Here is a 26041-nt window from a genome sequence, read left to right as displayed (position 1 = left end):
GCTGCCTCTGGCGCTACCGGTAAAAACTACGGCACCTACACCAATACCGTATCGGGCACTGATAGCAACTACAACCTGACATTAGTCAATGGCACCTTGTCCGTTGCTAAGGCAGGTCTGACTGTGACTGCAATTAATCAAACCAATGTATATGGCGATCAAAATCCTACTTTGGGTTATACAGTCAATGGCTACGTCAATGGCGAGGGTAGTGCAGCGATTAGTGGCACTCCATTGGTTGCAACGAATGCTGGTGCAGGTGCAAGTGTTGGCGCTTATGTGATTGCTGTCAGCCCTGGTAGTTTGGTAGCTAATAACTATAGCTTCAATTATGTAAACGGCGCATTAACAGTTACGCCGAGACCAATCACGGTTAATGCTGACGCGCAAACGATGGTTTACGGAAGCTCCGTACCAGTATTGACTTATACGGTTGCTGCTAGTGGAGTTGGAACTAGCCGTGGCTTGTATTTGGGTGATGTATTGAATGGCACCCTAGCTACAACAGCAAATTCGACTACCAATGTTGGTACAGTAGCAATCTCTCAGGGTACATTAACCAATAGCAACAATAGCAATTACAACATTAGCTACGTACCTGCCAATCTTTCAGTAGCGCCAGCCAATTTGACGGTTACTGGTACACAGGTTTATAACGGCACTGTTATTGTTTCTGGGTCTTCCTTAACTGCCGTTGGTGTTAATGGCCAATCCTTTACCGTGGGTGGAGTAGCGGATTTGGTTTCTAAAAATATTCAAACTAATCAGCCGCTAGCTGATGTGAATGGACTAACGTTGACTCCAAATGGCGCTGCATTAGCTTCAAACTACAACCCAATATCCGTTGCTAACACCCGAGTTTCCGTCACTCCATTGACAATTTCTTTAAATGCGCCTTCAATTACCAAGGTGTATGACGGCGGCTATACCTACAACATGACAGCCGCTGATTTGGCGGCGATGTCCGCCCAGCTGGTTGGTGGTGATACTGTTAGCGCCGCAGCGGTGGTATTTACTGGCAACAATCCGAATGTTGGTAGCAATAAATCCGTGAGCCTCAATAGCGCTACTATCAGTGACGGCAATGGCGGAGCTAACTACACTCCAACGCTAAATTCTTCTGCTACCAGTCGTATTACTGCCGCACCGCTTACCGTGACTGCTAATAACGCATCTAAGTTTGTCATTGAAGCAGATGCACCTTCGTTTAATGGTGTGACGTATGCAGGATTTGTTGGGTTGGAAAATGCCTCGACAGCTTTAGGGGGTGGATTAAGCATCGCACGCACTAACGCATCAAATAATCTTGCAGGTAGCTATGCTGGCGTTTTAGTGCCAAGTGGTTTGACGGCAAATAACGGAAACTACAACATCACTTATGTAGCGGGTAGTTACACTATTATTCCGGCAAATCAACTCTCGGTCCAGATTGCTCCCGCTACAGCCGTATATGGATCCGCACCAAGCTATACCGCTAGCGCACAGTACTTATCTTGCTCAATCGCTAGCTGTCCTACTAACGGCACATCAGTCAATGTGATTCACACCTTGAGCCCAGTTGTTACTGGCAATGCAATCACTGTCAACGATGGCGCAGGCGGTTCATCTAGCTTTACGATTACCCCTGTTGCCGCTAGCACTAGCAATTCTCAGAATATTAACGTTGGTGGATATCAATTAGCTGCTGCAAACATTAATAATGTCAGCAATAACTTTAGCAATACGGTTGTATTGACGGGGGCTTTGACTGTTTCTAGATTAACGTTGGATGCAAGCCAATTGGGCGTTTCTGGTATTAGCAAGGAATATAACGGCACTGCAGCAATTCCTGGATTGACCTTGAGCACTTCTGCGGCTAACTCACGCATTATTGCTGGTGATACTGTTGCTATCTCTGGCACTGGAACATATGCAGATGCAAACGTGGGCAGCAATAAATCGGTTTCTATTGCCGTCTCTTTGAGTGGCGCAGATGCAAATAACTATGCATTATCGAATAATCAGCTCACCGCTAATATTGGTACCATCACTCAATTGGCGTCTGTGACTTACACGGGAGCTTCTGGTGGGAATTGGTCGAACGCTAGCAATTGGGCTGGCGGCGCAAGGCCTACCTTAAATAACGTAGCCAATGTTGTCATTCCGACTGGAGTAACCGTCAATTACGACAATGCTGCTTTGGTCGGACTATTGCCTACCAGCAATATTACTAATAATGGCGTGATAGCCTTTGCAGGTTCCAATAACTTTACTTTTGCCAATTCAGTATCTGGTACTGGCTCAATTAATGAATCTGGTGCTGGAGTGCTCACAATCACTGGTAATAACAGCTTTACAGGCGATATCAATATCAATGGATCTGGTTTGGTGGTGGGTAGTGTCAATGCCCTGGGATCTGGTTCTATTATTTCTAATGGCGGTAATCTGAGTATTGCCAGTGGTATTACCCTTCCTAGTCTAGCGATTGCAGGATCTGTGATCCTCAACACCAATGTCAATACAAGTGGCAATCAAATCTATAATGGGTCAATTACGTTAGGTACTGACAGTGCCTATTCCCTAAGTTCGGCCGGTGGCAATATCACTTTCAATGGCGCTGTGATGGCCAACAGCGCATCCTCATTTGGCATTAATGCGCAAAACCTATCAATATCTGCACCTCTTGGAAAAGTAAGCTTCAACGATAGAGTGGGGGCTAGTGTCACAGACGGCGGCGGTAATTTAATTGCGTACAACACAAGCTATTTAAATAATCACAACCTGAATGACCTGAGTGTGAGTGCAAACAGCATTCTTTTGGCAGCCAATATCACTACTTTTGGTACACAGTCTTATGTAGGATCAGTATTCATTGGTGATAATGGCACAAATGGTCTTACTCGTATCCTGCTATCGGAAGATCCCAGCATCATATTTGCGGGAACCATTAATGATTCAGTTGCTAATACCCACAATTTAGTAGTGGAGGCTATTTCTAATATTCCGGCTAACTTGCAAACAGCAGCTCAGACACCAAATATCGTCTTTAGTAATGATGTGGGCAACGTCGCCCCATTGGCAAGCTTATATGTTAAAACAGGTATTCAAACGCCAGCGGCATCCGGTGTATTAATTACTGATATTTCTCCAGATAGAACTATTGCCAATGGCACAGCCACAATTGCTGCCAATGTCACCACCGCAGGTAATCAAACTTATATTTCTAATAGTATTCAGGTTGCTGGTGGCGCTACTTACACCACAAATAATGGTGGTGCTATTGCCTTCTTGCCTGGCTTAACACCAAGCGGTGTCCCAGCAATGAGCTCTACCGGCAATACACCAATTAATGTGTATTTAAATGGGGGCTCTATTAGCGGCTTGAATGGAAGTGGCGTCACTTATGTAGAAAGATTTATTCCAACGCCAGCAATAAATGGCAATGATTTGTTGGGCAATATTGTGAGTGTTAGCCAATTTACCTCATTACAAGCACCATCCGAAGGGTTGGGCGCAGGAGGTCTGATGAAATCAATGATTCATCCAATGCAATCTACACTTACCCTAGCGGATGGTGAAGTTGCTGCCAGCGTTTCTATTAAGAGTCCGGATGAGGAATGTGAGGCCAGTGCTCAGGAGTGCCTAAAGGCTCAGAGACTTTGAGTGCATGCTAAATTCTATGATTACTGAATCCTTTTATTTGTTAAAAACATAGGTCTTGATGAAGCAGATACTAGTAATACCCTTTTTCCTGTTGGCATTTGCTGTTAATGCGGTTGAAAGCTTGGATGCCTCGCAAAATACAAAGGGATTTGAGTTTATTGCCACAGTCAATGGCGCCCCAATCACTAAAGGATTATTTCAGCTGAATTTGCAAGCAGCCTTATCCCAAGGTCAAAAAGACACCCAGCAATTACGCGAAACGATTCTGAATGAGCTGATCAATCGCCAATTGATTTCACAAGAAGTAGTTCGTCAAGGTCTTGACAAGGATGTGGATTTGCAAGATCAAATCACACAGCTGCGCCAAAATATTTATTTGCAGGTGTTTGTTGAGGACTACTTCAAAAAGAACCCGATTACTGATGCCAAACTTCGTGAGGAGTACGACAAGCAAAAGCAGTTACTGGGCGGCGGAACAGATTCAACCACGCAATACAAAATTAGTCAGATCGTACTCAAGTCTGAATCAGAGGCGATTGCAGTAATAGGGCGCTTGCAAAATGGTGACTCCTTTGCCAAAGTGGCAAAGGAGGTATCTTTAGATACTGCAACCAAGGCGCAGGGTGGACTGCTCGGTTGGGTAGGGCCCCAGCAACTGGCTGGACCGATTGCCAATGTCGTCGCTAATCTCAATAAGGGTAACTTTAGCAAGTCTCCCATCAAGTTGGGTGACGCCTGGGTCATAGTTCGTGTTGATGACACCCGTTCGGCCAAGATTCCAAGCTTTGAAGCATCCCAAAACCAGCTTAAACAAGCCATTGTTCAGCAATACCTGGCAGAGACTATTAAGCGCCTAAGAGAGTCGGCTAGGATTGTGCAATGATGAAGTTTCTGGTCTACGCACTGCTTACCGTATCCAGCCTTGCTATGGCAGGGGAGACGGTGTCTTACCAAAGCTGGATAGTAGAACTGAATGGAAAAACCAATGAAGCTCATACCGTTGCTGATGCCAATACTTCTTTAGGCCTCTTCTGTTCTGGTGAGCAATGCCTGTTTTATTTGCACCAGAGTCTGAATTGCACCCCAGGCGCTAAATATTCTGTCTTAATGAATAGTCCCAGCATTTCTACTGCACTTTCCATGGAATGCACGCTCATTAATGGCAATGTATTTCAGATATTGACACCCTTTAATGCCGTTTTAAAGGCAACTCAGGCGGGAGAAGTTGTTGGGTTTGCTGTAGCTTTGCAATCGGGTGCATTTGCAGTAACCCAATTTAGCCTTGCAGGAGCAAAGCCTGCCATTGAGCGCGTATTAAATGAGGCAGCCAATAGCCAAAAGCGAGAGCAACTTCCTGCTCCAGTGGCGCCTCCACAGATCATTATTTTGCCGCCGATACAAATAGCGCCCCAAGCTCCTCAGACCCCAAAATCTCCACAAATTCCAGGTCCGAATCAGAACGTAAAGCCGGGTTCAAATGATATTTCTATCTAATCGCCGAGACGGATTTCAAGATGACGATTAAACAATTTAATGCCACCTATTTAGCGAACGACGATCGCTTACTCTTTCGTTTTAATACCAGCGAAGATACTGAGTTTCGTTTTTGGTTTACTCGTCGCGTTACCTTATTCATCTTGGCAGCAACCTCCCATCTGCTGGTAAAGAATCTAGAGCAATCTCATACGCCAGAAGCGGCAAAAGCCATCGCTCAATTTGGTGAAGAAGTTGTAAAAAAGGAGCGGGAGCAGAGAGAGGCAGTAAAGCCCGAGACTTATCAGCCTGCAAGCGCCTATCCTTTAGGCGCTGATCCTGTGCTGGTAATGGATGTTAAATGCGCTTTTGAAAAGCAAGAGGGCGAAGACATGTTGTCCTTGGATCTTGTGCTCCCAGGCGGCGCCAATATAAATCTCAAGATGGCTGGACCCACCTTACGAGCTATGTGCTTATTGCTCAATCAATTGCGTGAACATGCTGCATGGGGTGAGGTGCCCCAAGTTCAAGATGTTGCTGTTGGGGCCAAGCCTGTTGATGTTCCAGATAAGCCATTAGTTCACTAGAATCCTAGAACCCATGAAATAGCCTATCAATAGCGGCTATAACAATGTGTTGTTGATCTCTTAAATTCTGAATTTCTTTTTTAAGATGCTTTGAAGGTATTGCTGCCATTCTGGGTGTATCAAGAACAAATTCTTTGCCTTGTATTGCCAACCTTGGCATTAAATCCTGTGAGGTGCTTAGGTTCTGATATCGATCACTGTTCCGAAGCGGAATGACAACGCGAGTATTTAGTCCACTCAAAAGATCTGTTTGTACGTCAAGAATATAAGGAGTTGTTTTAGTGTGATCGTCGGTATTTTGATAAACGCTAAATCTGGCCATTAGAAAGTTCTCCACTTATCCAGTGGCAGACCTTCTTCGTCAGTGATCTGATTGTATTCACTGATAAATTTTGCATTCTCTAATTTCCAGAGGCGCTCTTTTTCTTGTCTCACAAGAGATTCTAAAAAAGCATCGCACGCCTTGGATATATTGATCCCCAATTTTTTTGCCTCAGCCAACACCTCGGTGCTGAGTGTAAGATTGGTAGCCTTTTTTAGGCCCTTTTCTTTGTTGTAGCTGCGTATAGAGTCATGAATGATCATGATCCAATTATAGGGATAATTTATACGCAGTCAATATGCGCATAAATTATGTGGCTATTAACTATCCACCCTTAAAAGGGCAGTTTGGCATCCGGCTTAGCAGCCAATAATACGGCCTTAAACTCCCCCTGAATACGTTTAATCGCTTCTTCACTATCAGCTTCAAAGCGCATCACCACTACTGGTGTTGTGTTTGAAGGTCTAGCCAAGCCAAATCCATCAGCATATTCCACGCGCACACCATCAATGGTGTTGATCGATTCAGAAGTAGGGAACTTGGCATTTGCTTTAATGGTTTCTAGCAAAGCAAATGGTTCGCCTTCGGCACAAGCCAGTTGTAGTTCAGGCGTGCAAATGGCGTTTGGCAAGTCATTGAGCGTCTGATTTGGATCTTTTTCTTTAGATAGAATCTCAAGCAAGCGTGCGCCTGTGTATAAGCCATCATCAAAACCAAACCAACGGTCTTTAAAGAAGATATGACCAGACATTTCACCGGCTAATGGAGCGCCAGTTTCTTTAAGCTTGGCCTTGACTAAAGAGTGGCCAGTTTTCCACATCAAAGGTTCACCACCATGTTGCTTCACATAGGTTGCTAGGTTACGAGTGCATTTGACGTCATAAATAATCTGGCCACCAGGATTGCGTGAGAGTACATCTTTAGCAAACAGCATCATTTGACGGTCTGGGAAAATCACTTGACCATCTTTGGTGACTACACCTAAACGATCAGCATCTCCATCAAAAGCCAGGCCTAACTCATTATCTGTAGTCTGCAAGTTCTTAATGACATCTTGTAAGTTCTCAATATGTGCAGGATCTGGATGGTGATTTGGAAAATGACCATCTACTTCGCAAAAGAGTTCTTGTACTTCGCAGCCTAAGGCTCTGAAGAGTTTCCCGGCAAAAGCGCCACCAACACCATTACCGCAATCCACCACAATCTTCATAGGACGAGCTAACTTCACATCACTCACAATGCGCTCTAAGTACATTGGGAAGATATCAAAGGTAGATCTAGTGCCTTGACCTGTAGCAAATTGCTTGGCTTCAATGCGTTTGCGTAATGCCTGAATTTGATCGCCGTAGATTGCAGCGCCACCCAGAACCATCTTAAAACCGTTGTAATTCGGGGGGTTATGACTACCGGTAATCATGATGCCGGACTTCGGCTTTTTGCCATTGATCTCTTGGTTTGCTCCAAAGTAGACCATGGGTGTCGCAACCATGCCTAAGTCAATCACATTGATGCCGGTAGACAGCAAACCTTCGGTTAATGCTTCAATGAGGCTAGGGCCTGATAAACGACCATCGCGACCTATGACGATTTCTGTTTCACCGAGTTCACGCATCTCCGTACCAAATGCTTGGCCAATGAGTCTGGCAATTGATGGATCTACGGTCTCATCAATAATGCCGCGGATGTCATAAGCTTTGAAAATGGAAGGAGAGAGTTGCATGAGTGTTCTTTCGATGTCTAGGCTAATGCTAGATCTATATAGCTAGTAATAAGCTATTGATTAAATAAATTAATGCGGGCTGCAGTTACTTCATCAATACCAGAATCCGCCTGAGCAGAGCCACCATTCTTTAAGGCGGCTTCAATTGGTTTGGCAAGGACTTTGCCAAGCTCTACACCCGGTTGATCAAAGCTATTAATGTTCCACAAAGCGCCAAGTGCAGCAGTGCGATTTTCATACAGCGCTAAAAGAGCTCCTAAATAGAAGGCATTGAGCTTAGGCAGTATCAGTAGGTTGCTAGGGCGTTTGCCTGGGTAAGTATTGTTTGGGTTATCAGTCTTCTTGCCATTAGCCAGCGCCTGGGCTTGAGCCAAGCAGTTAGACAAGAGGATGCGGTGATGTTCTTTTGCCTCTGGTAAATGACTCATCGGCTCACGTACGGCAATAAAATCAATTGGAATGATTTCTGTACCTTGATGTAATAGCTGGAAGTAGGAGTGCTGCGCATTACTGCCGGAACTACCAAACACTACGGGGCAAGAAAACTTCACTGGCTTGCCGTCACGATCCACACTCTTGCCATTACTTTCCATATCGAGCTGTTGTAACCATTTCGGAAACCAATCTAAAGCATCTGCATATGGAATAACGGCATACGATTTAATGTTGTGTTTCTCCTGCTGATAAAGCAAGCTCAACGCCATGATTACTGGAATATTGTCTTCCAGAGGAGCAGACTTAAAGTGCTGATCCATTGCTTGGGCACCAGCTAGGAACTTCTTGAAAGTATCAAATCCATATTGCAAGGCAATTGGTAATCCAACTGCAGACCAAACGGAGTAACGACCGCCTACCCAATCCCAAAAGGGATAAATATGGTCTTGGTCAATGCCAAATGCTTCTGCAGCAGGAACGTTGGCTGTTACAGCAAAAAGTGATTTGCTTACTTGACTATCAGTAAGGCCGTTATTTTTAAGCCACTTCACCACCGCTCTGGCATTCATCGTGGTCTCAAGTGTTGTGAAGGACTTGGAAACAATGATGACCTTGGTGCTATGGGGCAAAGCACGTTGCAATATGCGATTGAGTTCAGCAGTATCGATATTGGCCAAGAAATGCATGCGCATGCCACGACTCTCAATGTCGGGAACATGGGCTAAGGCTTCAATCGCTAAACGGGGACCAAAGTCAGATCCGCCAATACCAATATGAATCACATCAGTAACGCCGACCCATTTATTGCATAGAGCTTCAATACGATGCCAAACTTGTGCAACATCTGGCATGACATCTTTACCACTTACCAAAACCGGAGTTCTATCCAGATTACGAAGAGCAGAGTGGATAGCGGGGCGATTCTCAGAATTATTCACTGGCTTACCAGCGAATAGATCAGCAACAAATTGCTCTAAATGAGCTTCTTTAGCCTGCTTGAAGAGGGATTTCCAGCTAGCAGCATCAATGCCTTGATACGCGCTATCTAAAACGATATCTTGGGTGCTAAATAGGGTTTTCGGGTTATCTGCAGCTGGTTTTGAAGACATCTATAGATTTTATCAAGAAGTGCCCCAAAACCCACTAAAACACTGAAAATGTTACGATTTCAGGATGCAGATAACAAAAATTCAAGGCTTGGGCAGATAAATGGATCAAGTCGACTGTGTCGTCATCGGAGCCGGGGTGGTTGGATTGGCCGTTGCAAGAGAAATGGCACTTCAAGGCAGGGAAACGATTTTGCTCGAGAGTGAAGCTTCTTTTGGCACGATCAGCAGCGCGCGCAATAGCGAAGTTATTCACGCTGGCATCTATTACCCCAAAGATTCCCTAAAGGCCAAGCTATGTGTTGAGGGCAATCGCATGCTTTATGAGTATTGCCGGAGCCATCAAGTAGCTACGCAGCCTTACGGCAAACTTATCGTGGCTACTGATCCAAGCCAAATTGATGATTTGCAAGCCATTTTGTACAAAGCTCAGAACAACGGTGTGCCTGAGATCAAGATGATTTCGGGGGATGAGGCCAAGCAGCTAGAGCCACAACTCAATTGTGTAGCAGCCATTCTGTCTTCAAGTACAGGCATTGTCGATAGCCATGGATTTATGCTTTCTCTCTTAGGTGGCTTTGAGGATGCGGGTGGCATGGTGGCTTATCAGTCACCGCTGATCAGTGCAAAGCCTATCGGTGAAAACGCCAAAGATGGCTTTGAGTTAGAAATTGGTGGCGCTGATGGAATGAAGATTCAAACAAAGCTTCTGATTAATTGCGCAGGTATGAGTGCTCCAGCAGTGGCACAAAAAATTGCATCATTAAGCAAAGATCAAATTCCAAAAGCCTATTTTGCTAAAGGCAATTATTTTTCTCTTTCCGGAAAGTCACCATTTAATCATTTGATTTATCCCATTCCTGAGCCTGGTGGTCTAGGGGTACACCTCACTTTAGATATGGGAGGGCAAGCTAAATTTGGTCCCGATGTGGAATGGCTTGAAATCGATGAAGAAAACCAAATTGATTACACGGTCAACCCCAAAAGAGGTGAGGGCTTTTATGAAGCAGTAAGGCGCTATTGGCCAGGACTTAAAGACCAGGCATTACAACCCGATTATTCAGGTGTCAGAGCCAAAATAGTCCCGCCTAATGCCCCGGCAGGTGACTTTTGTTTTAACAGCCCTAAGGACCATGGACTTCAGGGCCTCTTTAATTTATATGGCTTTGAGTCCCCTGGATTAACCTCCAGCCTTGCAATTGCCAAGCATTTAGAGGGCTTAATTAAGAGGTCTTAATCTGCTTGGGTTCGATATTCGAATGGGTTCAGTAAATTAATCTTAAATTGTTTGAAGTCTTTTGTATTTCTACTGACTACGATGAGTTTCTGATCAATAGCTGTCGCTGCGATCATGGCATCTTCCCAAACGGTATTACTTTCTTTATGCATGAGCTTTGCCCATAATCTAAAGGTTGACCCTGTCATCGGTAATACATGATGCGCATTTGAAACTTGTTGCAACCAACCTTCTAAAGACTCTGCTTTATTTCTATCTTGATCGCGGGTTAGCTCAATGCCTGCTTGAATTTCACCGATCGAGACTGCAGAAATATAAAGATCATTATCTGAAATATTTTCATACCACTCTAATACTGCTCCATGCGGTTTTGGTTTACGTAGTTCTGAAATAATATTGGTGTCTAGTAAGTACATGAGTAGTCTTACAGTTTGATGGATTTGCGAAATGCACCTTGGCCACGCTTTGGCAGTACTAGGTCACCCTTAGCTTGCTCTGAAAGCAAAAGCGATTTAAGAGAAGGTTTAGCTAACTTTTTCAATGTATTCCACTCCTGGATGGTGATTAATACGGCTGCTTCATGCCCCCGCTTAGTAACCACTTGAGGGCCTTCTTCAAGGCAGGCGTTTAGTAACTCGCTAAATTTTGCTTTGGCATCTTGAACTGCCCAGTGCTTATTCATCACCTGTGCTCCTGACTAGTTATCTGACTAGTTTATCAGAGAAAAGGCTATATCGGTTGGTGCACATAGAGTATTTAAGCCAATGGAAGCAATCTTTAGAAGGGTGCGTATTGCATTTTTACGTAGGGGTTCACCGAATTCCTTATAATCTAGGACTCAATTCGCAAAGGAAGAGTGGCAGAGCGGTTGAATGCACCAGTCTTGAAAACTGGCGAGGATGAAAGTCCTCCGTGAGTTCGAATCTCACCTCTTCCGCCATATACGACAGCAGAGCCCCTATAGATGAGGCCCTTTGTTTTTGGAGCTCTTCTACCCACCCTTTAATCTTGGCTTTATGATCCCCAGTGAATTTTCTTGGCATCTGTTACCAATTGATAGTGTTGGTTTTGTCTTTCCAGGATAGCGAAGAAAAGTCGTAGCGTATTAAAGGCATCATCATCCGCTCGGTGGGTTATACCGTCAAAATGAAGCTTAAAGCTAGCAAGCGCAGATGACAGTCCGCCACTTGGTTTCTTTCCTATTGCCAGCATATGCAAGGTGTACCAAGTTTTTACATCAATCCATCTACGCCCAAAATAGGGAAAATGAACGCCTCGATTTTTGAACTCAAGCTTCAACTCTGTTGAATCGCCACCACCCCAGCTAATCGGGTTGATGAAGCACTGGTGAACTTCGATCAACTCGCCGATTTCTTTGGCGACCTGTTCATGAGGCACGGCATTTTTGAGGATGTCTTCATTAGATATGCCGGTCAAACTGGTAATGAATTCGAAGATAGGCTCTTGCGGATCTAAATACCATTTGTACTTAGCAATACTGTTATTTTTGTAATTTAAATAACTTCCAATCGCAACTCCCACCTGAATGATCTTGGGATGTACGGTTGTATTATCTTGCGCATTATTCAGTTCAAGATCTAACGAAAAATAACACTGTTTTTGATCCATTTTTTTCTACATTGAGTTGGCGAGTTTGTAATTTAGGTTGTAGCAGTGTAGTAGTCAACTATATCCTCAATGCCTTGTAGGACGGCATGGTTAATTGATTCAATACAATCCTTGCCTTAAGAAGAGATTCATCTTCTTAATTCCAATGTAAAAATTTATCAAATAGTGCATATGAAAATTCATATTTTGAGCGACCTTCACTTAGAGTTTGCCGCTTTCAATCCCGAGCCAACTGATGCGGATGTTGTGGTTCTAGCAGGAGATATTGATGTCCGCTCTAGTGGTGTTGGATGGGCGCGTGATACCTTTCTAGATCAGGAAATTATCTATGTTGCCGGAAATCATGAGTTTTATGGATCTCAGCGACTTGAACTTATTTCGAAGTTACAAGAGCAATGCGTGCTTTATGAAGTTCATTTTTTAGATGATCGAGCAATTCAGTTGCAAAGTGCTAATGATAAAAAACCCGTCCGTTTTTTAGGTGCCACCTTATGGACAGATTTCTTATTGTTTGACGATGAGTTGAGAGAAAAATGCATCATGTATGGCGAAATGTATTTAAATGATTTCAGGAGAATCGGTGATGGACGAATTGGCTTCTCGCCACAAAAGTCGATCCAATTGCATGAGCAGTCACTCTTTTTTCTTAGGGGAGAGTTGGATGTTCCTTTCGATGGTGAGACTGTAGTTATCTCCCATCATCTTCCCTCAATGCATTCTGTTGCAGAGCGTTATAAACCTGATTTGTTGTCAGCGTGTTTTGCATCAGAGTTATCGTATTTATTTGGAAAGATGTCGCTTTGGATTCATGGTCATACCCATGACTCTTGTGATTATGAAATGAACGGCACTAGAGTGGTGTGCAATCCTCGCGGCTATGTTCGCTCTAGCCATGCGGAAAATCCAGAGTTCAACCCTTCATTGATCGTTGAGGTCTGAACGACAAAAAGGGTCGGTGTCGGTAAGCTTACACTGTTATTTACAATTTAAAAGTTGTTATGTTAATATACAAAACATATGTTGTTATTGTGCATTACAATTTAAAAGTTGTATTATTAGCGAGGCTGCAGATGATTTATCAAATTCAAACCCTAGAGACCTTGAAATTATTCATTAGGGCTTTCCGAAAGCAAAAGGGGGTGACTCAGGCCGATATGGCGCAAAAGCTCGGAATTAGTCAGCAAGCTTATGCGCGTTTTGAGGGCAATCCGCAATTAGCCACTCTTGAAAGATTGTTCCTGGTCTTGCGGATCCTGGATGTCAAAATATCACTGGAACAGATTATTAAAAACTCAAAAGAAGCAAAAACCAACATGAAATCTGAGTCCAAGGAGATTTGGTAGTCATGGCAGCTCGCACAAAATCAAGAGGCCTAACCATTTGGATGAATGGTGTTCAAGTGGGCACTTGGCAAATCACAAGACAACTTGAAAGCTTCTCCTATTCTAATGAATGGATTATGCGGGCAGAAGCAAGACCCTTATCGCTATCTCTTCCTTTCTTGCCGGGTAATGCGGCGCATCAAGGCGATCCTGTTAATTATTATTTTGATAACTTATTGCCTGATAGTGACGTGATTCGTAGGAGGTTAGCGAGTCGTTATCAGGTAAAAAGTTTGGGCGCCTTTGACTTGTTATCTCAGCTTGGTCGCGATTGTGTTGGGGCTATACAGCTCCTGCCCGATGGTGAGTTGCCAGCAGAAATTTATCAAATTCAAGGTCGAGCATTGAGTAATGAGGAGATTGCAGATCATCTTCGTCGCGTCTCGTCGGATTCAGTTTTCAGGCAAGCAGAGCAAAGCAATGATTTAAGACTATCCATAGCCGGTGCGCAAGAAAAAACTGCGCTACTTAAGTGCGATGGACGTTGGCTCTTGCCTCAAGGTAGCACTCCAACTACACATATTTTGAAATTGCCCTTGGGTTTGGTTGGTCATATGCGTGCTGACATGCGCACATCGGTTGAGAATGAGTGGCTCTGCTCTAAAATTATGGCTGCATATGGTATTCCAACTGCTTCCTGTGAAATTAATTCTTTTGAGGATCAAAAAGTATTGATCATTGAGCGCTTTGACCGGAGATTAGCTGCTGATGGGCAATGGATTATGCGTCTCCCTCAGGAGGATTTTTGTCAGGCAATGGGCATATCGCCAATGAGCAAATATCAAGCGGATGGAGGTCCGAGTATCACATCTGCAATGAAGTTATTGCTGGGGTCGGTGAACGCAGAGCAAGATCGAATACATTTTTTTAAAACACAAATTATTTTTTGGATCTTAGCTGCAACTGATGGACATGGTAAAAACTTTAGCATTGCGCATCTGCCGGGCTCTCAATACCAAGCAACTCCAATTTATGACGTGTTATCAGCGCACCCAGTAATAGGTTTTGGGGCAAATCAAATGGCACCCCAAAAAGCGAAGCTAGCAATGGCTGTTCGGGGATCGTCCAACTACTACCTGCTAGATAAAATTCACTATAGACACTGGCTGGCTCAGGCTCAGCAGGCAGGTCTTGGTGCTGATGTAGCACAGCAATTAATTGGCGAAGTTATTGAGATGACTGGGTTTGTCATCAACCAAGTAAGGTCGAGCATTACAGGGCCATTTCCAATGGATGTGGCGGAGTCAATTTTTATGGGTATGGAAGAGAAGGTCCAAATGTTAGCCTCCCAATTTTCAACCTAGAAAATACAAACCCCAGCAAGTTCACACTTGCTGGGGTTTTGTCTTTCTAGTAACTAGAAAAGCGTTATTGCATTACTTCTTAGCAGCTGGTGCGCTTACTACTGCAGCAATCGCTTCTGTGTAAACCACTTTTACTTGATCGTTTACGGCGATATCTTTCATCAAGTCAGGGTTCTGAACCTTAACCTTGAAGATGTTTCCTTGTGGACCTTTTAAAGAAACGATATTTTTAGCTGCATCAATAGATTCAACAGTAGCTGTTGCAGTAACAGTTTTTGTAGTGATCATGCCTGGCTTGTCACCCTGTGGAGCAGTTGTAGTGCTGGTGCTAACTTGCTCACTAGTTGTGCCTGGATTTTTTACCTTAACCAACTCAATAGCTACAGCAAGTTCATAGACAACGTCAAAATGATCGCCTACTTTAATCTCTGCAAAGTTCTTTACTTCAGGACCTGCAACGATAGAGGTTTCACCATCTTTGTTCTTGAGGGTAACTGTGCGAGTCGCAGCATCAATTTTAGTGACTTCACCATCATAGATAAGCGCGGATTCTTGAGCAGCTACGCCAGCAATAGGAGCCTTTGGTTTAGTGAGAAATAAGTAGCCGGCAACTGCGATTGCAGCGATGACGACAGCAATGATAATTTTTTTCATAATAATTTGATCCTTAAGGATGTTGAAAGAGCATCACCATTAAGTGGCGATGCGGAAATGAGTAAATACCAGTAAGTTAGCATTTGTAACTATTGTATTGCCCATATTAGAAGCTGGCAGCCAAGCCAATGGAGGTTCCGTGCACATTTTGACCAAATTGGTAGCGAAACACCACTCTGATGCGAGTAAAAATAGGATCAGATGCGCTACGATCTAGTTCAATGCCAGTACCTACAGAAGATAGGGAGTTAAATCCCAGAGCCCCTCGTAAGTCGCCCAGGAATTCGGTATGCGCCACTTCAAATACCGCTCGTAATGGTCTATCTAACAATGTAATTGGGGTTGGGATACGACTGCGAGCCCAAAGCGCCAGACTTTGCGAATCAGCTGAACCTTGAACTGCAGTAGAGGTGTCAAATGTTTGCACCGGAATATTGGTGTAACGCAGCTCTACATCAATTTCTTGATCGGGTTGGTAGTTCTCATAGTCCAGCATGACCGACCCGCCCAGACCATACGAGTTCATACGGCCGCCATTGAGGAACTGTAAGTCAACGCCTTTCTGATTTTGAATGACTCTAGATGCAATCGAAAGGTCGCTTTCTAAATGCCCCAGCATGACATTGGCAATTGGGCGGAAGCGCAATTCATTGGTGATCGGAAAATCCCAACCAATACCGCCGGTACCTGTGATGCTGTTCCAATGAACTGGTACCGTAACGGATGTATTAGCGATTCCATCAGTAAACGTTGGGTTATATCGATTAACTGCTAAGGTCCCCTCTAAATACAGAGGAAAGTTTGCGCTAATTCGATCACCACCTCCTAGAGAAATCATTTGCAAGTCAGAATTATCGCCACCATTGTTACGGATCGACAACGATCCTGTTGTCACATCCGGTGTGAGTGAATAACCCGTAATCGTCATAAAAGCATCAGCGCGCTTTTTGAGGTAGTTGTTAGCGGCGTTATAAAAAGCCGATTGGGCATGAGCAAAGCCAATCCCAGCGACTAATAGGGTGACAAAGAAAAGAAGCTGGGATCTACTAAAAAGCTGCATGACACGCATTTTAGCGAATCAATTCAGTAGATGTACCATAGCAATTATGAAGCTGCTCATTTCTATTTACTTCTTTATTCTGGCCGTTATTCAGATGGGCCTATTTTTTGGAATCTATCACTATTACCGCTCTCAGAACCTCCTAAGACCCAGTTTATATTGGATGTCCTCCCTGCTAGTGAATGTGGTGGGGTTGTTTATTTTTGGGACGGGAATTATTACCATCCAAAATATTGCTAATCCAGAATTTAATTTCACTGTAGCAAATACCTTCTTCTATATAGCAACGATGCTGCAAGCATTATTTTGTCGGTCACTCAATCATGAGGTTTCTAAACGAGTAAAGATAGCTGCCTCAGTTTCAGTCCTCATTTTTATTGCCGTATTTGATTCCATGCGTCTATATGGATCTTTTGAAAGTCGCACTGCGGTAATGGCGGGGCTTGCTAGTATTTTTTATTGCTGGCAAATATATGAGCTAGGCAAGAAGAGAAAATCTTCTCCATCCAAGCAATTGGTTTATATGCAATATGCCAATTTTGCTGAAATGTTTTTTGCTATGGGGCGATTCCTCATTATGGTCGCCTCGGCCTTCACGATCCGTCAAGTTGATCAAATTCCTCAGCTTCTGATTCTGTTTACCATTGCTCAGCTGGTGATGAATACCCTATCCTACATTGCAATTGGGGGTTATTGGGCCGAACAAATCACCATTGCCAATATCAACGCAACCAATGAGAGTCAATCTACTAAAGCGCTATTACAGGAGCGAGAAATCTTAATAGCTTCACTGCTAAAGGCTAATAAAACCGCTAGTACTGGTGCTTTGTCGGCCTCTATTGCACATGAGCTCAATCAGCCATTAGGTGCCTCCGGTCTGAATATTCAGTTTTTACAAAAGAAGCTATCGGAAGGAGAATTGAATCCTAACTTACAGGGAGAAGTTTTGGATTCTTTGTTGGCAGACAATCAGCGTGCAGCAAGTATTATTCGCTCCCTTAGATCGGTATTCGCTGATGAAAAGATGGCATCTGCCAAAGTTGACCTTGCTGAATTAATTGATTTAGTGCTTACCATTGCTCGCCCAGAAATTGTTAAGCAGAATATTCAGATAGTTCTTAAGTTAGAGGAAAACTTGTTTATCACCGCTAATAAGGGAGAGCTTCAACAAGTGCTATTGAATTTAGTGATCAACGCAATTGATGCATTGAACTTGACAGAGAATTCAAATAAATTAATCACGATTCGAGGTCAGCACAGCGGCGCTGGTGTTCAAATTTCGATCTCAGACACAGGTTCAGGTATTGATGAAAATGTTCAGGCCCACATGTTTGAGCTGCTTTCAACTACCAAGGGTTCCGGTATGGGAATTGGCCTTTGGCTATGTAAGCATATCGTAATGAGGCACGGGGGATCTATCTGGTTTGAGTCATTCCCTGGCAAAGGAACAACGTTTTTTGTTGGTTTACCTGTTATTGCGGCCTACTCAATCTCATTTCCTGAGTAGACTGACATTAGCTGTAGAGCTAATTGCCATTGATTAGCTCAAACATATCATTGAAGTAATAAAACACTCTTACTTTAGGCTCTTATGAAAATCAAACTCACACAGTTTTCGGTAGCGGCAATATTAATGACCTCTGGGTTGGCAATGGCGGCAGGGGGTGGTGGTGTAGTGGCGGATCCAGGCGCTATGCAGGGGAAGCATTTCGATTCAAAAGGTAAGGCGCCATCAAGCTATACCGTTGAACTGCAAAATGGATTACGTAAGACGCTGCCTTTCGAAGATCAGCGTGATTTTGAGGAATCCAAAAAAGGTTTTATAGCAGCGCCTGCTTATAAAACCATCATGGCTGATGCCGGCAATGTGGCATGGGACATGGGTAGCTATGAATTCCTTCTACAAGGCAAAGACTTTGATAGCGTGCATCCTTCGTTACAACGTCAAGCCATTCTCAATATGGGTTACGGCTTATATGAAGTTGTACCAGGAAAAATTTATCAGGTTCGTGGCTTTGACTTAGCCAATATCAGTTTTATCAAAACAGATACTGGTTGGATAGTTTTTGATCCACTAACCGCTAAAGAAACTGCACGCGCAGCCCTAGAGCTTGTCAATGAGAAGTTGGGAAAACGTCCTGTTGTAGCAGTCGTATATTCGCACTCACATGCAGACCACTTTGGTGGTGTGCGTGGTGTAGTTGATGAAGCGGATGTGAAGAGCGGCAAGGTAAAAATCATTGCACCAGCTGGTTTTATGGATCATGCCATTGCTGAAAACGTCTACGCAGGTAATGCTATGACCCGCAGAATGTATTTCCAGTATGGCGTGTTATTGCCTCGCAGCCCATTTGGTCACGTCGACCAATCCATTGGTAAAAATACTGCCGCTGGTAATTTAGGGTTGATCGAGCCTAACGTCTATATCAATCAACCTTATGAAAAAATGACGGTGGATGGCGTAGAAATGGAATTCCAAAACACACCAGGCACTGAAGCTCCTGCGGAGATGAACACCTATTTCCCGCAATTTAAAGCATTCTGGGCAGCAGAAAATATCACCGGTACCATTCATAACATATACACCTTACGCGGTGCCTTAGTTCGCGACTCACTGGCATGGTCCAAGAACATTAACAATGCTTTATATCGTTATGGCACCGAGAGTGAGGTCATGTTTGCATCGCATACCTGGCCACGCTGGGGTAATGAACGTATACAAGAGGTGATGCGTACCCAACGAGATAGTTATGCTCACCTGCATAACGAAGTGCTCCATTTAGCAAATAATGGCGTCACTATTAATGAAATCCAAAATGTATATAAACAGCCTGATAGTCTAAAGAGGCAGTGGGCAGCCCATAGCTATCATGGTTCCGAAGAGCACAATAGTCGTGCCGTGATAAATCGTTATCTAGGTTATTGGGACGCAAATCCAGCAACATTAGCGCCACTATCGCCAAAAGATTCGGCACCACTTTATGTAGAGATGATGGGTGGCTCAGCCAAGATCATGGCCAAGGGTAAAGAGCTTTATAAGCAGGGTAAATACCGTGAAGCGATGGAAATCGTTAACAAGTTAGTTTATGCGCAACCGAACAATACGGCCGCCAAGGACTTACTGGCAGATATTTTTGAGCAGATTGGCTACCAAAAAGAAAGCCCAAGTATGCGCAATAGCTTCTTGGGGGCTGCTTACGAGCTACGTCATGGTATGCCTACAGGAGCCTCGCCAAAGTCTAATGGCCCAGACATGATTAAGGGTATGACAACCGAACTCTGGCTCAATGCTTTGGCTATCAGTATGGACAGCAAGAAAGCAGCAGACATGAACTTTGTAATTAATCTTTCTACACCAGACAATGGTGAAAAATTTGTAATTGAGATGAGTAATTCTGCTTTGACCAACATTAAAGGTCAGCAGGCCAAGAACCCAAATCTCACTATCACCTTAAATCGCAGTGATCTCGAGCAGGTGATGGGTGGACAAACAACTTTTGAAGAGTTGCTGGCTGAAGGTAAGGTGAGGTTTGATGGTGATCGCAAATCATTCGATCAACTCAGAAGCACCTTGACGGTCTTTGTCCCTGATTTTGAACTCATGCCAGGCACTAAAGGTAAGGCCGCTCCTAAGCCAGCTGCTCCAGCCAAAGATCCATTTGCGGCACAGGAGATGGCTATTACTGGTGGCGAGTAACCAGAGCAACCATGGTGATTAGGCTTCTCTAAAATTAAATAGGACTCTGCGGAGTCCTATTTAATTATCTTTTTACTTAATCATTATTTTTATTAAGCTGCAAACTAGGGCGCAAAAGCGCCACCCGCTTCAAGAGACTTCAGTTCATCACCCGCAATACCAAGCTCGGCAAGAAGCTCGCTCGTATGTTCACCCAATAGAGGAGGGTGGCGATACACTTGTTGTGGCGTGCCATTCATTTTGACGGCAAAACCAATATTGGGTACCTTGCCTTCAATAGGATGATCAATTTCCATCCGCATCTTACGATGACGGCCATGCTCACTATCGAATGCTTCTGGATAGGTATTGATGGGGGCTGCAGGGATGCCTGCGGTCAATAAGGTGTCTACCCATTCATCCGCAGTTTTGGAGATAAACGTTTTCTCAAGCTCAGAAGCCAGCTCCAAGCGATTGGCTAAGCGCAGTGGATTTGTTTTGAAGCGGGCTTCTTCAAATAATTCAGGACGCTCAATCTTGTCGCATAGCAACTTCCACAGTTTTTGATTGGTTGCACCCATCACAAAATACCCATCAGCAGCTTTCATGGCTTGGTAGGGGGCGCTCATATGATTGGCCGTGCCAAGCTTATAAGGTTCAACTCCGGTACCCCAGTATTGAGCGGTATCCCAAATGGAGAATGCCAAGGCAGAATCAAAGAGTGACGCATCAATAAACTGACCTTCACCCGTTTTAGTTTTGCCGATGTATGCCGACAATATTCCGTATACCGCAAAAAGTGCGCAGCCAATATCAGCTACCGGAACGCCAGCTTTAACTGGAGGACCATCTGGATAGCCTGTAACGCTCATGACGCCAGACATTGCCTGAGCCATGAGATCAAAACCAGGGCGATCTGCCCACGGACCAGTTTGGCCAAACCCAGAAATACTGGCATAGACCAAACTAGGATTGATATCTTTTAAAGAGGCGTAATCGATTCCTAGTTTTTTCATAACGCCAGGTCGGTAGTTCTCCACCAAAATATCTGCAGTCTTGACCAGCTCGAAAAACACTTTCTTACCAGCCTCAGTTTTGAGATTTAGGGTGAGACTGCGTTTATTGCGGTTCATGTTCAGAAAGCCCATGCTGTCTGAGCCCTTCATCTTGAATCCCATTGCGCCGCGCGTCTGATCCCCTATTCCAGGAGGCTCGATTTTGATGACATCCGCACCTAAGTCCGCCAACAGCATGCAGCAGTAAGGACCAGCCATAACCTGGCTGACGTCAAGCACACGGACTCCTGAGAGCGGTAATGGCCTTGATCCATCTCGCACGCTATTTAAAGCGTCATTTCTAGGTGTTTTCGTCATTGTCTCGTTGCTTCTTATATGTTTAGAATTAGCCTCTAATAGTATCAAACACAATAAAAACAATTTTGGAGACTTTATGTTGCTTAAATCGCCTCAGTGGGCTGTTCGTAGTTTGCTCGCAATTACGCTAGCCACGAGTTCTTTCTTTGCTTTAGGTCAGCAGCCTTACCCAACAAAACCAATCCGACTGATTGTGGGTTTTGCACCTGGTGGCGGCACCGATATTGTTGCTCGAGCCCTTGCTCCAAAAATGGGTGAAATTCTCGGTCAAAGCGTGATTGTGGAAAATAAATCAGGTGCAGCGGGCACTATTGCGGCCGATCAAGTTTCCAAGTCGAATCCAGATGGCTACACCTTGCTGGTAGGGCACTCCAATTCCAATGCGATTGCACCATTTGTTCTTACTAACGTTCAATACAATCCTGCAACGGATTTCACACCCATTACTTATTTGGGATACGTTCCTAACGTTTTGGTGGTGAAAGCTTCGCTGCCTGTGAACTCAGTCTCACAATTGATTTCTCTTGCTAAAGCAAATCCAGGTCAGATGACTTATGGTTCGTCTGGTATTGGCAGTACTCAACACTTAGCAGGCGCTTTGTTTGCCAAGATTGCTGGTATCCAGCTCAATCACGTTCCTTATAAGGGTAGCGGTCAGGCCATCATTGATTTGCTGGGTGGTCAAATTACGATGAACTTTGATACCTTGCCGCCGAACTTGCAACAAATTAAAGATGGCAGCTTGAAGGCTTTGGCTATCTCCACCCCAAAGCGATTGTCTATTCTTCCAAACGTACCTACGTTTAACGAAGTGGGTATTACAGGATTTGACGTCACTAACTGGTACTCCATCATGGGTCCAAAGGGTATGGATCCAGCAGTAGTGAACAAGATTGACCAGGCTGTTAAAGCCGCCATGGCCGATCCACAAATTAAAAAGACACTTGATTCACAGGGCTTGCAACCTGAGGGGCCGGCAACACCAGCTGCATTTAGTTTGTTCTTGGCTGGCGAACTGGCTAAATACCAGCGTTTAGTAAAGAGTCTGAATATTAAGGCTGAATAAACTCTCTATGAGTGATTCCGAAAAAGGGGGCAATGTTGCTCAAGTCGTTTTAGAGACGCAGGGTAACATTGCCTACATAAATTTTGATCATGTAGCAGCTCGCAATGCAATGACAGTAGGGATGTATCAAAGCCTGAAGTCAATCTGTGAAGATATTGCCAAGAATCCCAAGATACGTGTAGCCATCTTGCGCGGTGCTGGCGGCAAGTCTTTTATATCCGGTAGCGATATAGCGCAATTTGCTAGTTTTAAAGAGGGGCAAGACGGCATTCGCTATGAAGAGGGGATTGATGATTACCTAGGTCCGCTTGCCACCTTGCCTATTCCAACAATTGCCGTTATCGATGGTATGGCTGTAGGCGGCGGCCTGGCGATAGCCAGTTGCTGTGATTTCCGAATCTCAACTCCTGATGCAAAGTTTGGCGTACCTATAGCCAAAACACTTGGTAACTGTTTATCTGCTGCAAATATTGCTTGGTTAGTCGCTCATTTAGGAATCAACATTGTTAAACGTATGCTGCTTCTTGCGGAAATGATTACTGCAAAAGAGTTGCTCCAACAAGGATATCTTTTAGCAACATATGAACAAGAGCAGCTAGGTCAAGAGGCCGTCAATCTCGCAGAGCGACTGAGTAAGTTAGCTCCCATTACGCAAAAATCTAGCAAGCTAGTATTGGCAAGATTAATTAAAAATAATCTGCCCGACTGTAGTGACCTCATTAGTGAAACCTATGGCAGCAATGATTTCCAAAACGGAGTTGCTTCATTCCTAAAGGGTGAGCCACCTATTTGGACAGGTAGCTAGCGCTCAACGCACAGCAGCCAAAACGGTTTAATCCAAAAACAGCTCTTGAAGATTGTTGAGGTAGCGCATGCCTAGTGGTGTAGCTTTAAGCTGACTGGGATTCTCATCCAGCAATTGCTTATTACTTGCCTCAGCTAAGCCTTTGCTAATCACGTTTAAAGGCAGACCAGTTCTCTCGCTGAAAGTATTGGTGGCAACGCCATCGGTCAGCCTTAGAGTATTGAGCATGAATTCGAAAGGCAGATCCTTAGCTTCAAGAACCCTAGATTCAATTAATGCATTGCCTTTAGTTTCCATTGCTTGCATATAACTTTCTGGATGACGCTCCCTTACTTGGCGAGTAATCTTGTCTGGAAAAGAAATCTTTCCATGAGCACCTGCGCCAATGCCAATGTAATCACCAAAGCGCCAGTAGTTCAGATTGTGTTTGCACTCTTGGTTTTTCTGAGCATAGGCAGAGACTTCATAACGGTTATAGCCTGCCTTGGTGAGTAAATCTAAATTCTGCTCAAAGATGGCATCCACTTCATCATCGCTAGGTAATTGCGGAGGAAAGTTTGCAAAGTAGGTATTTGGTTCCAGCGTGAGGTTGTAAAAAGAGAGATGAGGAGTTTTAAAAGAAAGGGCCATCTCAATATCCGCTTTAGCCAACTCTAAAGTCTGCATTGGGAGTCCGTACATCAAGTCCAGATTCACCGCTTTGAAGTGTTTCAGGGCAATTGCTATTGCGCGCTTGGCTTCCTCGCCATTGTGTATACGTCCCAGGGCTTTGAGCTGTTCATCCTGAAAGCTCTGAACTCCGATCGATACTCGATTAATGCCTGCCTTTGCAAATCCTGCAAATTTATCTGCCTCAATGGATCCGGGATTTGCCTCCATCGTAATTTCAGCATCGGGCTCAAGGTTCACTCGAGCGCGAACGGCACAAAGCAGTTGATCCATGCCTTCGGCAGATAGCAGGCTTGGCGTTCCGCCACCAATAAAGATGCTGTGGACTTGACGCCCCCAAATATTAGGAAGTTCTGTTTCTAGGTCAGCAATTAGTGCATTGATATAACGCTGTTCGTCAAACCCAGCCTTACTAATACCCTCTTTAATTTGATGTGAATTGAAATCGCAATAGGGACATTTCTTTTCGCACCAAGGAAAGTGAATATACAAAGCCAAAGGTGGCAATGCAGTCAGCGTTACTTTGGTGAGGCTTGAATTAAGCACGGCTTTTGAGTTGTGCAATCAGTTCACGTAGTGCTTGACCGCGATGACTGATTGAATTCTTTTTTTCTGGCCCTAACTCAGCAGCGGTGCAATTTTGATCCGGCAAAAAGAAATAGGGGTCATATCCAAAACCATTACTACCAGCAGCTTGATCAACAATTTGCCCATACCAACGTGTTTGCACAATGATAGGTTCAGGATCATTTGCGCTATTTACGAAAACCAATGCGCACACATAATGCGCGCCTCGATCTGCCTGATCTTTTAAATCTTGAATGAGTTTTCGATTGTTCGCAGCATCATCACCTTGCTCACCCGCAAAGCGAGCCGATAAAACGCCAGGCTGGCCATTTAGAGCATGAGCACAAATTCCGGAGTCATCAGCTAATGCCGGTAAGCCTGACGCAGCGCTTGCATGCCTTGCCTTAGCAAGGGCATTTTCAACAAAGGTGAAGTGAGGCTCTTCAGCAGAAGGTATGCCTAATTCACCCTGGGGAATCACTTGAAAGTTTAAGGGCGCCAATAGCGCCTCAAACTCTTTGACCTTGCCGGTATTATTGGATGCGAGAACGAGCTTTTGCATGTGGATCTTTATTTCAATGCATCGCTTTGCATTTGGGTGAGTTCTTGAATACCATGCTCGGCCAGATCCAGGAGTGCATTGAGTTCTGCTCGAGAGAAAGCAGTGCCTTCTGCTGTGCCTTGAACTTCAATCATTCCGCCTTTGCCCGTCATGACCACATTCATATCGGTATCGCATGAAGAGTCTTCTGGGTAATCCAAGTCCAGCACTGGAACGCCTTGATAAATGCCAACAGAAATTGCGGCAACGCTATCGATAATGGGGTCCTTGCTTAGGGCGCCACTTTTAAGAAGTTGGTTTACTGCATCACGAGCCGCAACATAGGCGCCGGTAATAGATGCAGTACGTGTTCCGCCATCAGCCTGCAGTACGTCGCAATCGAGGTGAATGGTTCTTTCGCCCAATACTTTTAAATCAAAGACGCTACGCATGGCACGACCAATGAGGCGTTGGATTTCTTGGGTACGGCCTGATTGTTTGCCGCGGGCCGCCTCACGATCACTACGGGTATGGGTGGAGCGGGGCAGCATGCCATATTCAGCAGTAACCCAACCTTCGCCAGAGCCTTTCTTATGCGGAGGCACCTTTTCGAGAATGCTGGCAGTACACAGTACCTTGGTATCCCCAAAGGCGATCAATACTGATCCTTCAGCATGTTTGGTGAAGGCTCTAGAAATGGTAACTGGGCGCAAATCGGTGGGCTTACGGCCGCTAGGGCGGGCAATATTGGCTGGGTTTGCTGTGCTCATGGATAGGGGTCCTGTGGGGTTAG

The 26041-nt window shown here is 44.5% G+C and carries 25 protein-coding genes and 1 tRNA gene; 13 read left to right on the top strand and 13 right to left on the bottom strand.

Features of this window, described 5'->3' with window-relative positions; genetic code table 11:
- The 4 genes from ICN40_RS02810 to ICN40_RS02795 all read left to right on the top strand — a co-directional run.
- Positions 1 to 3642: S-layer family protein (locus tag ICN40_RS02810; RefSeq protein WP_216242002.1), on the top strand; the 3642-nt coding region annotated here is incomplete at its 5' end.
- Positions 3643 to 3700: 58 nt separating this feature from the next.
- A complete protein-coding gene (locus ICN40_RS02805; protein WP_216242001.1) occupies positions 3701 to 4525 on the top strand; it encodes a peptidyl-prolyl cis-trans isomerase in 825 nt (274 codons plus the stop codon).
- Positions 4522 to 5136 (top strand): hypothetical protein, encoded by a 615-nt coding sequence (locus ICN40_RS02800; protein ID WP_216241999.1) that lies wholly within the window; start codon positions 4522 to 4524, stop codon positions 5134 to 5136. The genes ICN40_RS02805 and ICN40_RS02800 overlap by 4 nt, the downstream gene beginning before the upstream one ends.
- 20 nt (positions 5137 to 5156) lie before the next feature.
- Entirely contained in the window at positions 5157 to 5702 is a 546-nt protein-coding gene (locus tag ICN40_RS02795) for a hypothetical protein (RefSeq protein WP_216241996.1), read from the top strand.
- A gap of 4 nt (positions 5703 to 5706) precedes the next feature.
- Here ICN40_RS02795 and ICN40_RS02790 read toward each other — a convergent pair whose 3' ends face one another.
- From ICN40_RS02790 to pgi, 4 genes are all read right to left on the bottom strand, one after another.
- The gene (locus ICN40_RS02790; protein ID WP_216241994.1) at positions 5707 to 6024 is read right to left on the bottom strand and encodes a CcdB family protein; all 318 of its coding nucleotides are present in this window, start codon (positions 6022 to 6024) and stop codon (positions 5707 to 5709) included.
- Positions 6024 to 6287 carry a type II toxin-antitoxin system CcdA family antitoxin gene (locus ICN40_RS02785; protein WP_216241991.1) on the bottom strand — a complete coding sequence of 88 codons (264 nt, stop codon included), beginning with the start codon at positions 6285 to 6287 and terminating at the stop codon, positions 6024 to 6026. The genes ICN40_RS02790 and ICN40_RS02785 overlap by 1 nt, the downstream gene beginning before the upstream one ends.
- Positions 6288 to 6358: 71 nt before the next feature.
- Positions 6359 to 7744, bottom strand: a complete 1386-nt coding sequence (locus ICN40_RS02780) for a phosphomannomutase/phosphoglucomutase (protein WP_216241989.1) — start codon at positions 7742 to 7744, stop codon at positions 6359 to 6361.
- Between the two features lie 53 nt (positions 7745 to 7797).
- Entirely contained in the window at positions 7798 to 9288 is a 1491-nt protein-coding gene (gene pgi, locus ICN40_RS02775; protein WP_216241987.1) for a glucose-6-phosphate isomerase, read from the bottom strand.
- A 100-nt stretch (positions 9289 to 9388) separates the two neighbouring features.
- On the opposite strand from pgi, the gene ICN40_RS02770 reads away from it, so the two are divergent.
- Positions 9389 to 10522, top strand: a complete 1134-nt coding sequence (locus ICN40_RS02770; RefSeq protein ID WP_216241985.1) for an NAD(P)/FAD-dependent oxidoreductase — start codon at positions 9389 to 9391, stop codon at positions 10520 to 10522.
- On the opposite strand, the gene ICN40_RS02765 is transcribed toward ICN40_RS02770, so the two are convergent.
- Both ICN40_RS02765 and ICN40_RS02760 read right to left on the bottom strand, forming a co-directional pair.
- Positions 10519 to 10938: a type II toxin-antitoxin system VapC family toxin gene (locus ICN40_RS02765; RefSeq protein WP_216241983.1), complete on the bottom strand. Its 420-nt coding sequence runs from the start codon at positions 10936 to 10938 to the stop codon at positions 10519 to 10521. The genes ICN40_RS02770 and ICN40_RS02765 overlap by 4 nt on opposite strands.
- Positions 10939 to 10946: 8 nt before the next feature.
- On the bottom strand, positions 10947 to 11204 hold the full coding sequence (locus ICN40_RS02760; RefSeq protein ID WP_072582527.1) for a type II toxin-antitoxin system Phd/YefM family antitoxin: 258 nt from the start codon (positions 11202 to 11204) through the stop codon (positions 10947 to 10949).
- A gap of 168 nt (positions 11205 to 11372) precedes the next feature.
- On the opposite strand from ICN40_RS02760, the gene ICN40_RS02755 reads away from it, so the two are divergent.
- Positions 11373 to 11462, top strand: a tRNA-Ser gene (locus ICN40_RS02755).
- A gap of 74 nt (positions 11463 to 11536) precedes the next feature.
- Here ICN40_RS02755 and ICN40_RS02750 read toward each other — a convergent pair.
- Positions 11537 to 12151, bottom strand: a complete 615-nt coding sequence (locus tag ICN40_RS02750) for a 3'-5' exonuclease (RefSeq protein WP_216241981.1) — start codon at positions 12149 to 12151, stop codon at positions 11537 to 11539.
- A 171-nt stretch (positions 12152 to 12322) separates the two neighbouring features.
- Between ICN40_RS02750 and ICN40_RS02745 the strand changes: the two genes are divergently transcribed.
- Genes ICN40_RS02745 through ICN40_RS02735 form a run of 3 tightly spaced genes read left to right on the top strand, consistent with a single transcriptional unit; the run spans position 12323 to position 14837 of the window.
- Positions 12323 to 13090, top strand: coding sequence for a metallophosphoesterase (locus tag ICN40_RS02745; protein ID WP_216241979.1), 768 nt, complete (start codon positions 12323 to 12325; stop codon positions 13088 to 13090).
- A gap of 59 nt (positions 13091 to 13149) precedes the next feature.
- Positions 13150 to 13494, top strand: a complete 345-nt coding sequence (locus ICN40_RS02740; RefSeq protein ID WP_216241977.1) for a helix-turn-helix domain-containing protein — start codon at positions 13150 to 13152, stop codon at positions 13492 to 13494.
- A 2-nt stretch (positions 13495 to 13496) separates the two neighbouring features.
- A complete protein-coding gene (locus ICN40_RS02735; RefSeq protein ID WP_215319933.1) occupies positions 13497 to 14837 on the top strand; it encodes a type II toxin-antitoxin system HipA family toxin in 1341 nt (446 codons plus the stop codon).
- Between the two features lie 72 nt (positions 14838 to 14909).
- On the opposite strand, the gene ICN40_RS02730 is transcribed toward ICN40_RS02735, so the two are convergent.
- Positions 14910 to 15491, bottom strand: coding sequence for a hypothetical protein (locus tag ICN40_RS02730; protein WP_216241975.1), 582 nt, complete (start codon positions 15489 to 15491; stop codon positions 14910 to 14912).
- Positions 15492 to 15597: 106 nt separating this feature from the next.
- Positions 15598 to 16551, bottom strand: coding sequence for a hypothetical protein (locus ICN40_RS02725; protein WP_216860706.1), 954 nt, complete (start codon positions 16549 to 16551; stop codon positions 15598 to 15600).
- A gap of 46 nt (positions 16552 to 16597) precedes the next feature.
- Between ICN40_RS02725 and ICN40_RS02720 the strand changes: the two genes are divergently transcribed.
- Both ICN40_RS02720 and ICN40_RS02715 read left to right on the top strand, forming a co-directional pair.
- Positions 16598 to 18058, top strand: a complete 1461-nt coding sequence (locus ICN40_RS02720) for a sensor histidine kinase (RefSeq protein WP_216241973.1) — start codon at positions 16598 to 16600, stop codon at positions 18056 to 18058.
- Between the two features lie 84 nt (positions 18059 to 18142).
- On the top strand, positions 18143 to 20248 hold the full coding sequence (locus ICN40_RS02715; protein WP_216241971.1) for an alkyl/aryl-sulfatase: 2106 nt from the start codon (positions 18143 to 18145) through the stop codon (positions 20246 to 20248).
- 104 nt (positions 20249 to 20352) lie between these two features.
- On the opposite strand, the gene ICN40_RS02710 is transcribed toward ICN40_RS02715, so the two are convergent.
- Positions 20353 to 21600 carry a CaiB/BaiF CoA-transferase family protein gene (locus ICN40_RS02710; protein ID WP_216241968.1) on the bottom strand — a complete coding sequence of 416 codons (1248 nt, stop codon included), beginning with the start codon at positions 21598 to 21600 and terminating at the stop codon, positions 20353 to 20355.
- 76 nt (positions 21601 to 21676) lie between these two features.
- On the opposite strand from ICN40_RS02710, the gene ICN40_RS02705 reads away from it, so the two are divergent.
- Together ICN40_RS02705 and ICN40_RS02700 are read left to right on the top strand one after the other, a co-directional pair.
- A complete protein-coding gene (locus ICN40_RS02705; protein ID WP_216241967.1) occupies positions 21677 to 22666 on the top strand; it encodes a tripartite tricarboxylate transporter substrate binding protein in 990 nt (329 codons plus the stop codon).
- Positions 22667 to 22673: 7 nt separating this feature from the next.
- Positions 22674 to 23471, top strand: a complete 798-nt coding sequence (locus tag ICN40_RS02700; RefSeq protein WP_216241965.1) for an enoyl-CoA hydratase/isomerase family protein — start codon at positions 22674 to 22676, stop codon at positions 23469 to 23471.
- Between the two features lie 27 nt (positions 23472 to 23498).
- Here ICN40_RS02700 and hemW read toward each other — a convergent pair whose 3' ends face one another.
- Genes hemW through rph form a run of 3 tightly spaced genes read right to left on the bottom strand, consistent with a single transcriptional unit; the run spans position 23499 to position 26018 of the window.
- Positions 23499 to 24686: a radical SAM family heme chaperone HemW gene (hemW, locus tag ICN40_RS02695; RefSeq protein ID WP_216241963.1), complete on the bottom strand. Its 1188-nt coding sequence runs from the start codon at positions 24684 to 24686 to the stop codon at positions 23499 to 23501.
- On the bottom strand, positions 24679 to 25269 hold the full coding sequence (rdgB, locus tag ICN40_RS02690; protein WP_216241961.1) for an RdgB/HAM1 family non-canonical purine NTP pyrophosphatase: 591 nt from the start codon (positions 25267 to 25269) through the stop codon (positions 24679 to 24681). Before rdgB ends, hemW begins: the two co-directional genes overlap by 8 nt.
- 8 nt (positions 25270 to 25277) lie before the next feature.
- The gene (gene rph / locus ICN40_RS02685) at positions 25278 to 26018 is read right to left on the bottom strand and encodes a ribonuclease PH (protein ID WP_216241959.1); all 741 of its coding nucleotides are present in this window, start codon (positions 26016 to 26018) and stop codon (positions 25278 to 25280) included.
- Positions 26019 to 26041 lie beyond the last annotated feature (23 nt).

Origin of the sequence: Polynucleobacter sp. Fuers-14, assembly GCF_018882045.1 — a bacterium.
Taxonomy (GTDB): domain Bacteria; phylum Pseudomonadota; class Gammaproteobacteria; order Burkholderiales; family Burkholderiaceae; genus Polynucleobacter.
The sequence above is the reverse complement of the archived record's forward strand: the minus strand, read 5'-3'. Positions and strand labels throughout refer to the sequence as shown.

Excerpts from the sequence above, each read along its gene's own strand:
- ICN40_RS02780 (WP_216241989.1), bottom strand. The coding sequence starts at position 7,744 with ATGCAACTCTCTCCTTCCATTTTCAAAGCTTATGACATCCGCGGCATT.
- rdgB (WP_216241961.1), bottom strand. The coding sequence starts at position 25,269 with ATGCAAAAGCTCGTTCTCGCATCCAATAATACCGGCAAGGTCAAAGAG.
- ICN40_RS02795 (WP_216241996.1), top strand. The coding sequence starts at position 5,157 with ATGACGATTAAACAATTTAATGCCACCTATTTAGCGAACGACGATCGC.
- ICN40_RS02705 (WP_216241967.1), top strand. The coding sequence starts at position 21,677 with ATGTTGCTTAAATCGCCTCAGTGGGCTGTTCGTAGTTTGCTCGCAATT.
- ICN40_RS02740 (WP_216241977.1), top strand. The coding sequence starts at position 13,150 with ATGTTAATATACAAAACATATGTTGTTATTGTGCATTACAATTTAAAA.
- ICN40_RS02710 (WP_216241968.1), bottom strand. The coding sequence starts at position 21,600 with ATGACGAAAACACCTAGAAATGACGCTTTAAATAGCGTGCGAGATGGA.
- ICN40_RS02770 (WP_216241985.1), top strand. The coding sequence starts at position 9,389 with ATGGATCAAGTCGACTGTGTCGTCATCGGAGCCGGGGTGGTTGGATTG.
- ICN40_RS02785 (WP_216241991.1), bottom strand. The coding sequence starts at position 6,287 with ATGATCATTCATGACTCTATACGCAGCTACAACAAAGAAAAGGGCCTA.
- ICN40_RS02760 (WP_072582527.1), bottom strand. The coding sequence starts at position 11,204 with ATGAATAAGCACTGGGCAGTTCAAGATGCCAAAGCAAAATTTAGCGAG.
- ICN40_RS02805 (WP_216242001.1), top strand. The coding sequence starts at position 3,701 with ATGAAGCAGATACTAGTAATACCCTTTTTCCTGTTGGCATTTGCTGTT.
- ICN40_RS02700 (WP_216241965.1), top strand. The coding sequence starts at position 22,674 with ATGAGTGATTCCGAAAAAGGGGGCAATGTTGCTCAAGTCGTTTTAGAG.
- ICN40_RS02750 (WP_216241981.1), bottom strand. The coding sequence starts at position 12,151 with ATGGATCAAAAACAGTGTTATTTTTCGTTAGATCTTGAACTGAATAAT.
- ICN40_RS02720 (WP_216241973.1), top strand. The coding sequence starts at position 16,598 with ATGAAGCTGCTCATTTCTATTTACTTCTTTATTCTGGCCGTTATTCAG.
- ICN40_RS02800 (WP_216241999.1), top strand. The coding sequence starts at position 4,522 with ATGATGAAGTTTCTGGTCTACGCACTGCTTACCGTATCCAGCCTTGCT.
- ICN40_RS02735 (WP_215319933.1), top strand. The coding sequence starts at position 13,497 with ATGGCAGCTCGCACAAAATCAAGAGGCCTAACCATTTGGATGAATGGT.
- ICN40_RS02730 (WP_216241975.1), bottom strand. The coding sequence starts at position 15,491 with ATGAAAAAAATTATCATTGCTGTCGTCATCGCTGCAATCGCAGTTGCC.
- pgi (WP_216241987.1), bottom strand. The coding sequence starts at position 9,288 with ATGTCTTCAAAACCAGCTGCAGATAACCCGAAAACCCTATTTAGCACC.
- ICN40_RS02790 (WP_216241994.1), bottom strand. The coding sequence starts at position 6,024 with ATGGCCAGATTTAGCGTTTATCAAAATACCGACGATCACACTAAAACA.
- ICN40_RS02725 (WP_216860706.1), bottom strand. The coding sequence starts at position 16,551 with ATGCAGCTTTTTAGTAGATCCCAGCTTCTTTTCTTTGTCACCCTATTA.
- ICN40_RS02715 (WP_216241971.1), top strand. The coding sequence starts at position 18,143 with ATGAAAATCAAACTCACACAGTTTTCGGTAGCGGCAATATTAATGACC.
- ICN40_RS02745 (WP_216241979.1), top strand. The coding sequence starts at position 12,323 with ATGAAAATTCATATTTTGAGCGACCTTCACTTAGAGTTTGCCGCTTTC.
- rph (WP_216241959.1), bottom strand. The coding sequence starts at position 26,018 with ATGAGCACAGCAAACCCAGCCAATATTGCCCGCCCTAGCGGCCGTAAG.
- ICN40_RS02765 (WP_216241983.1), bottom strand. The coding sequence starts at position 10,938 with ATGTACTTACTAGACACCAATATTATTTCAGAACTACGTAAACCAAAA.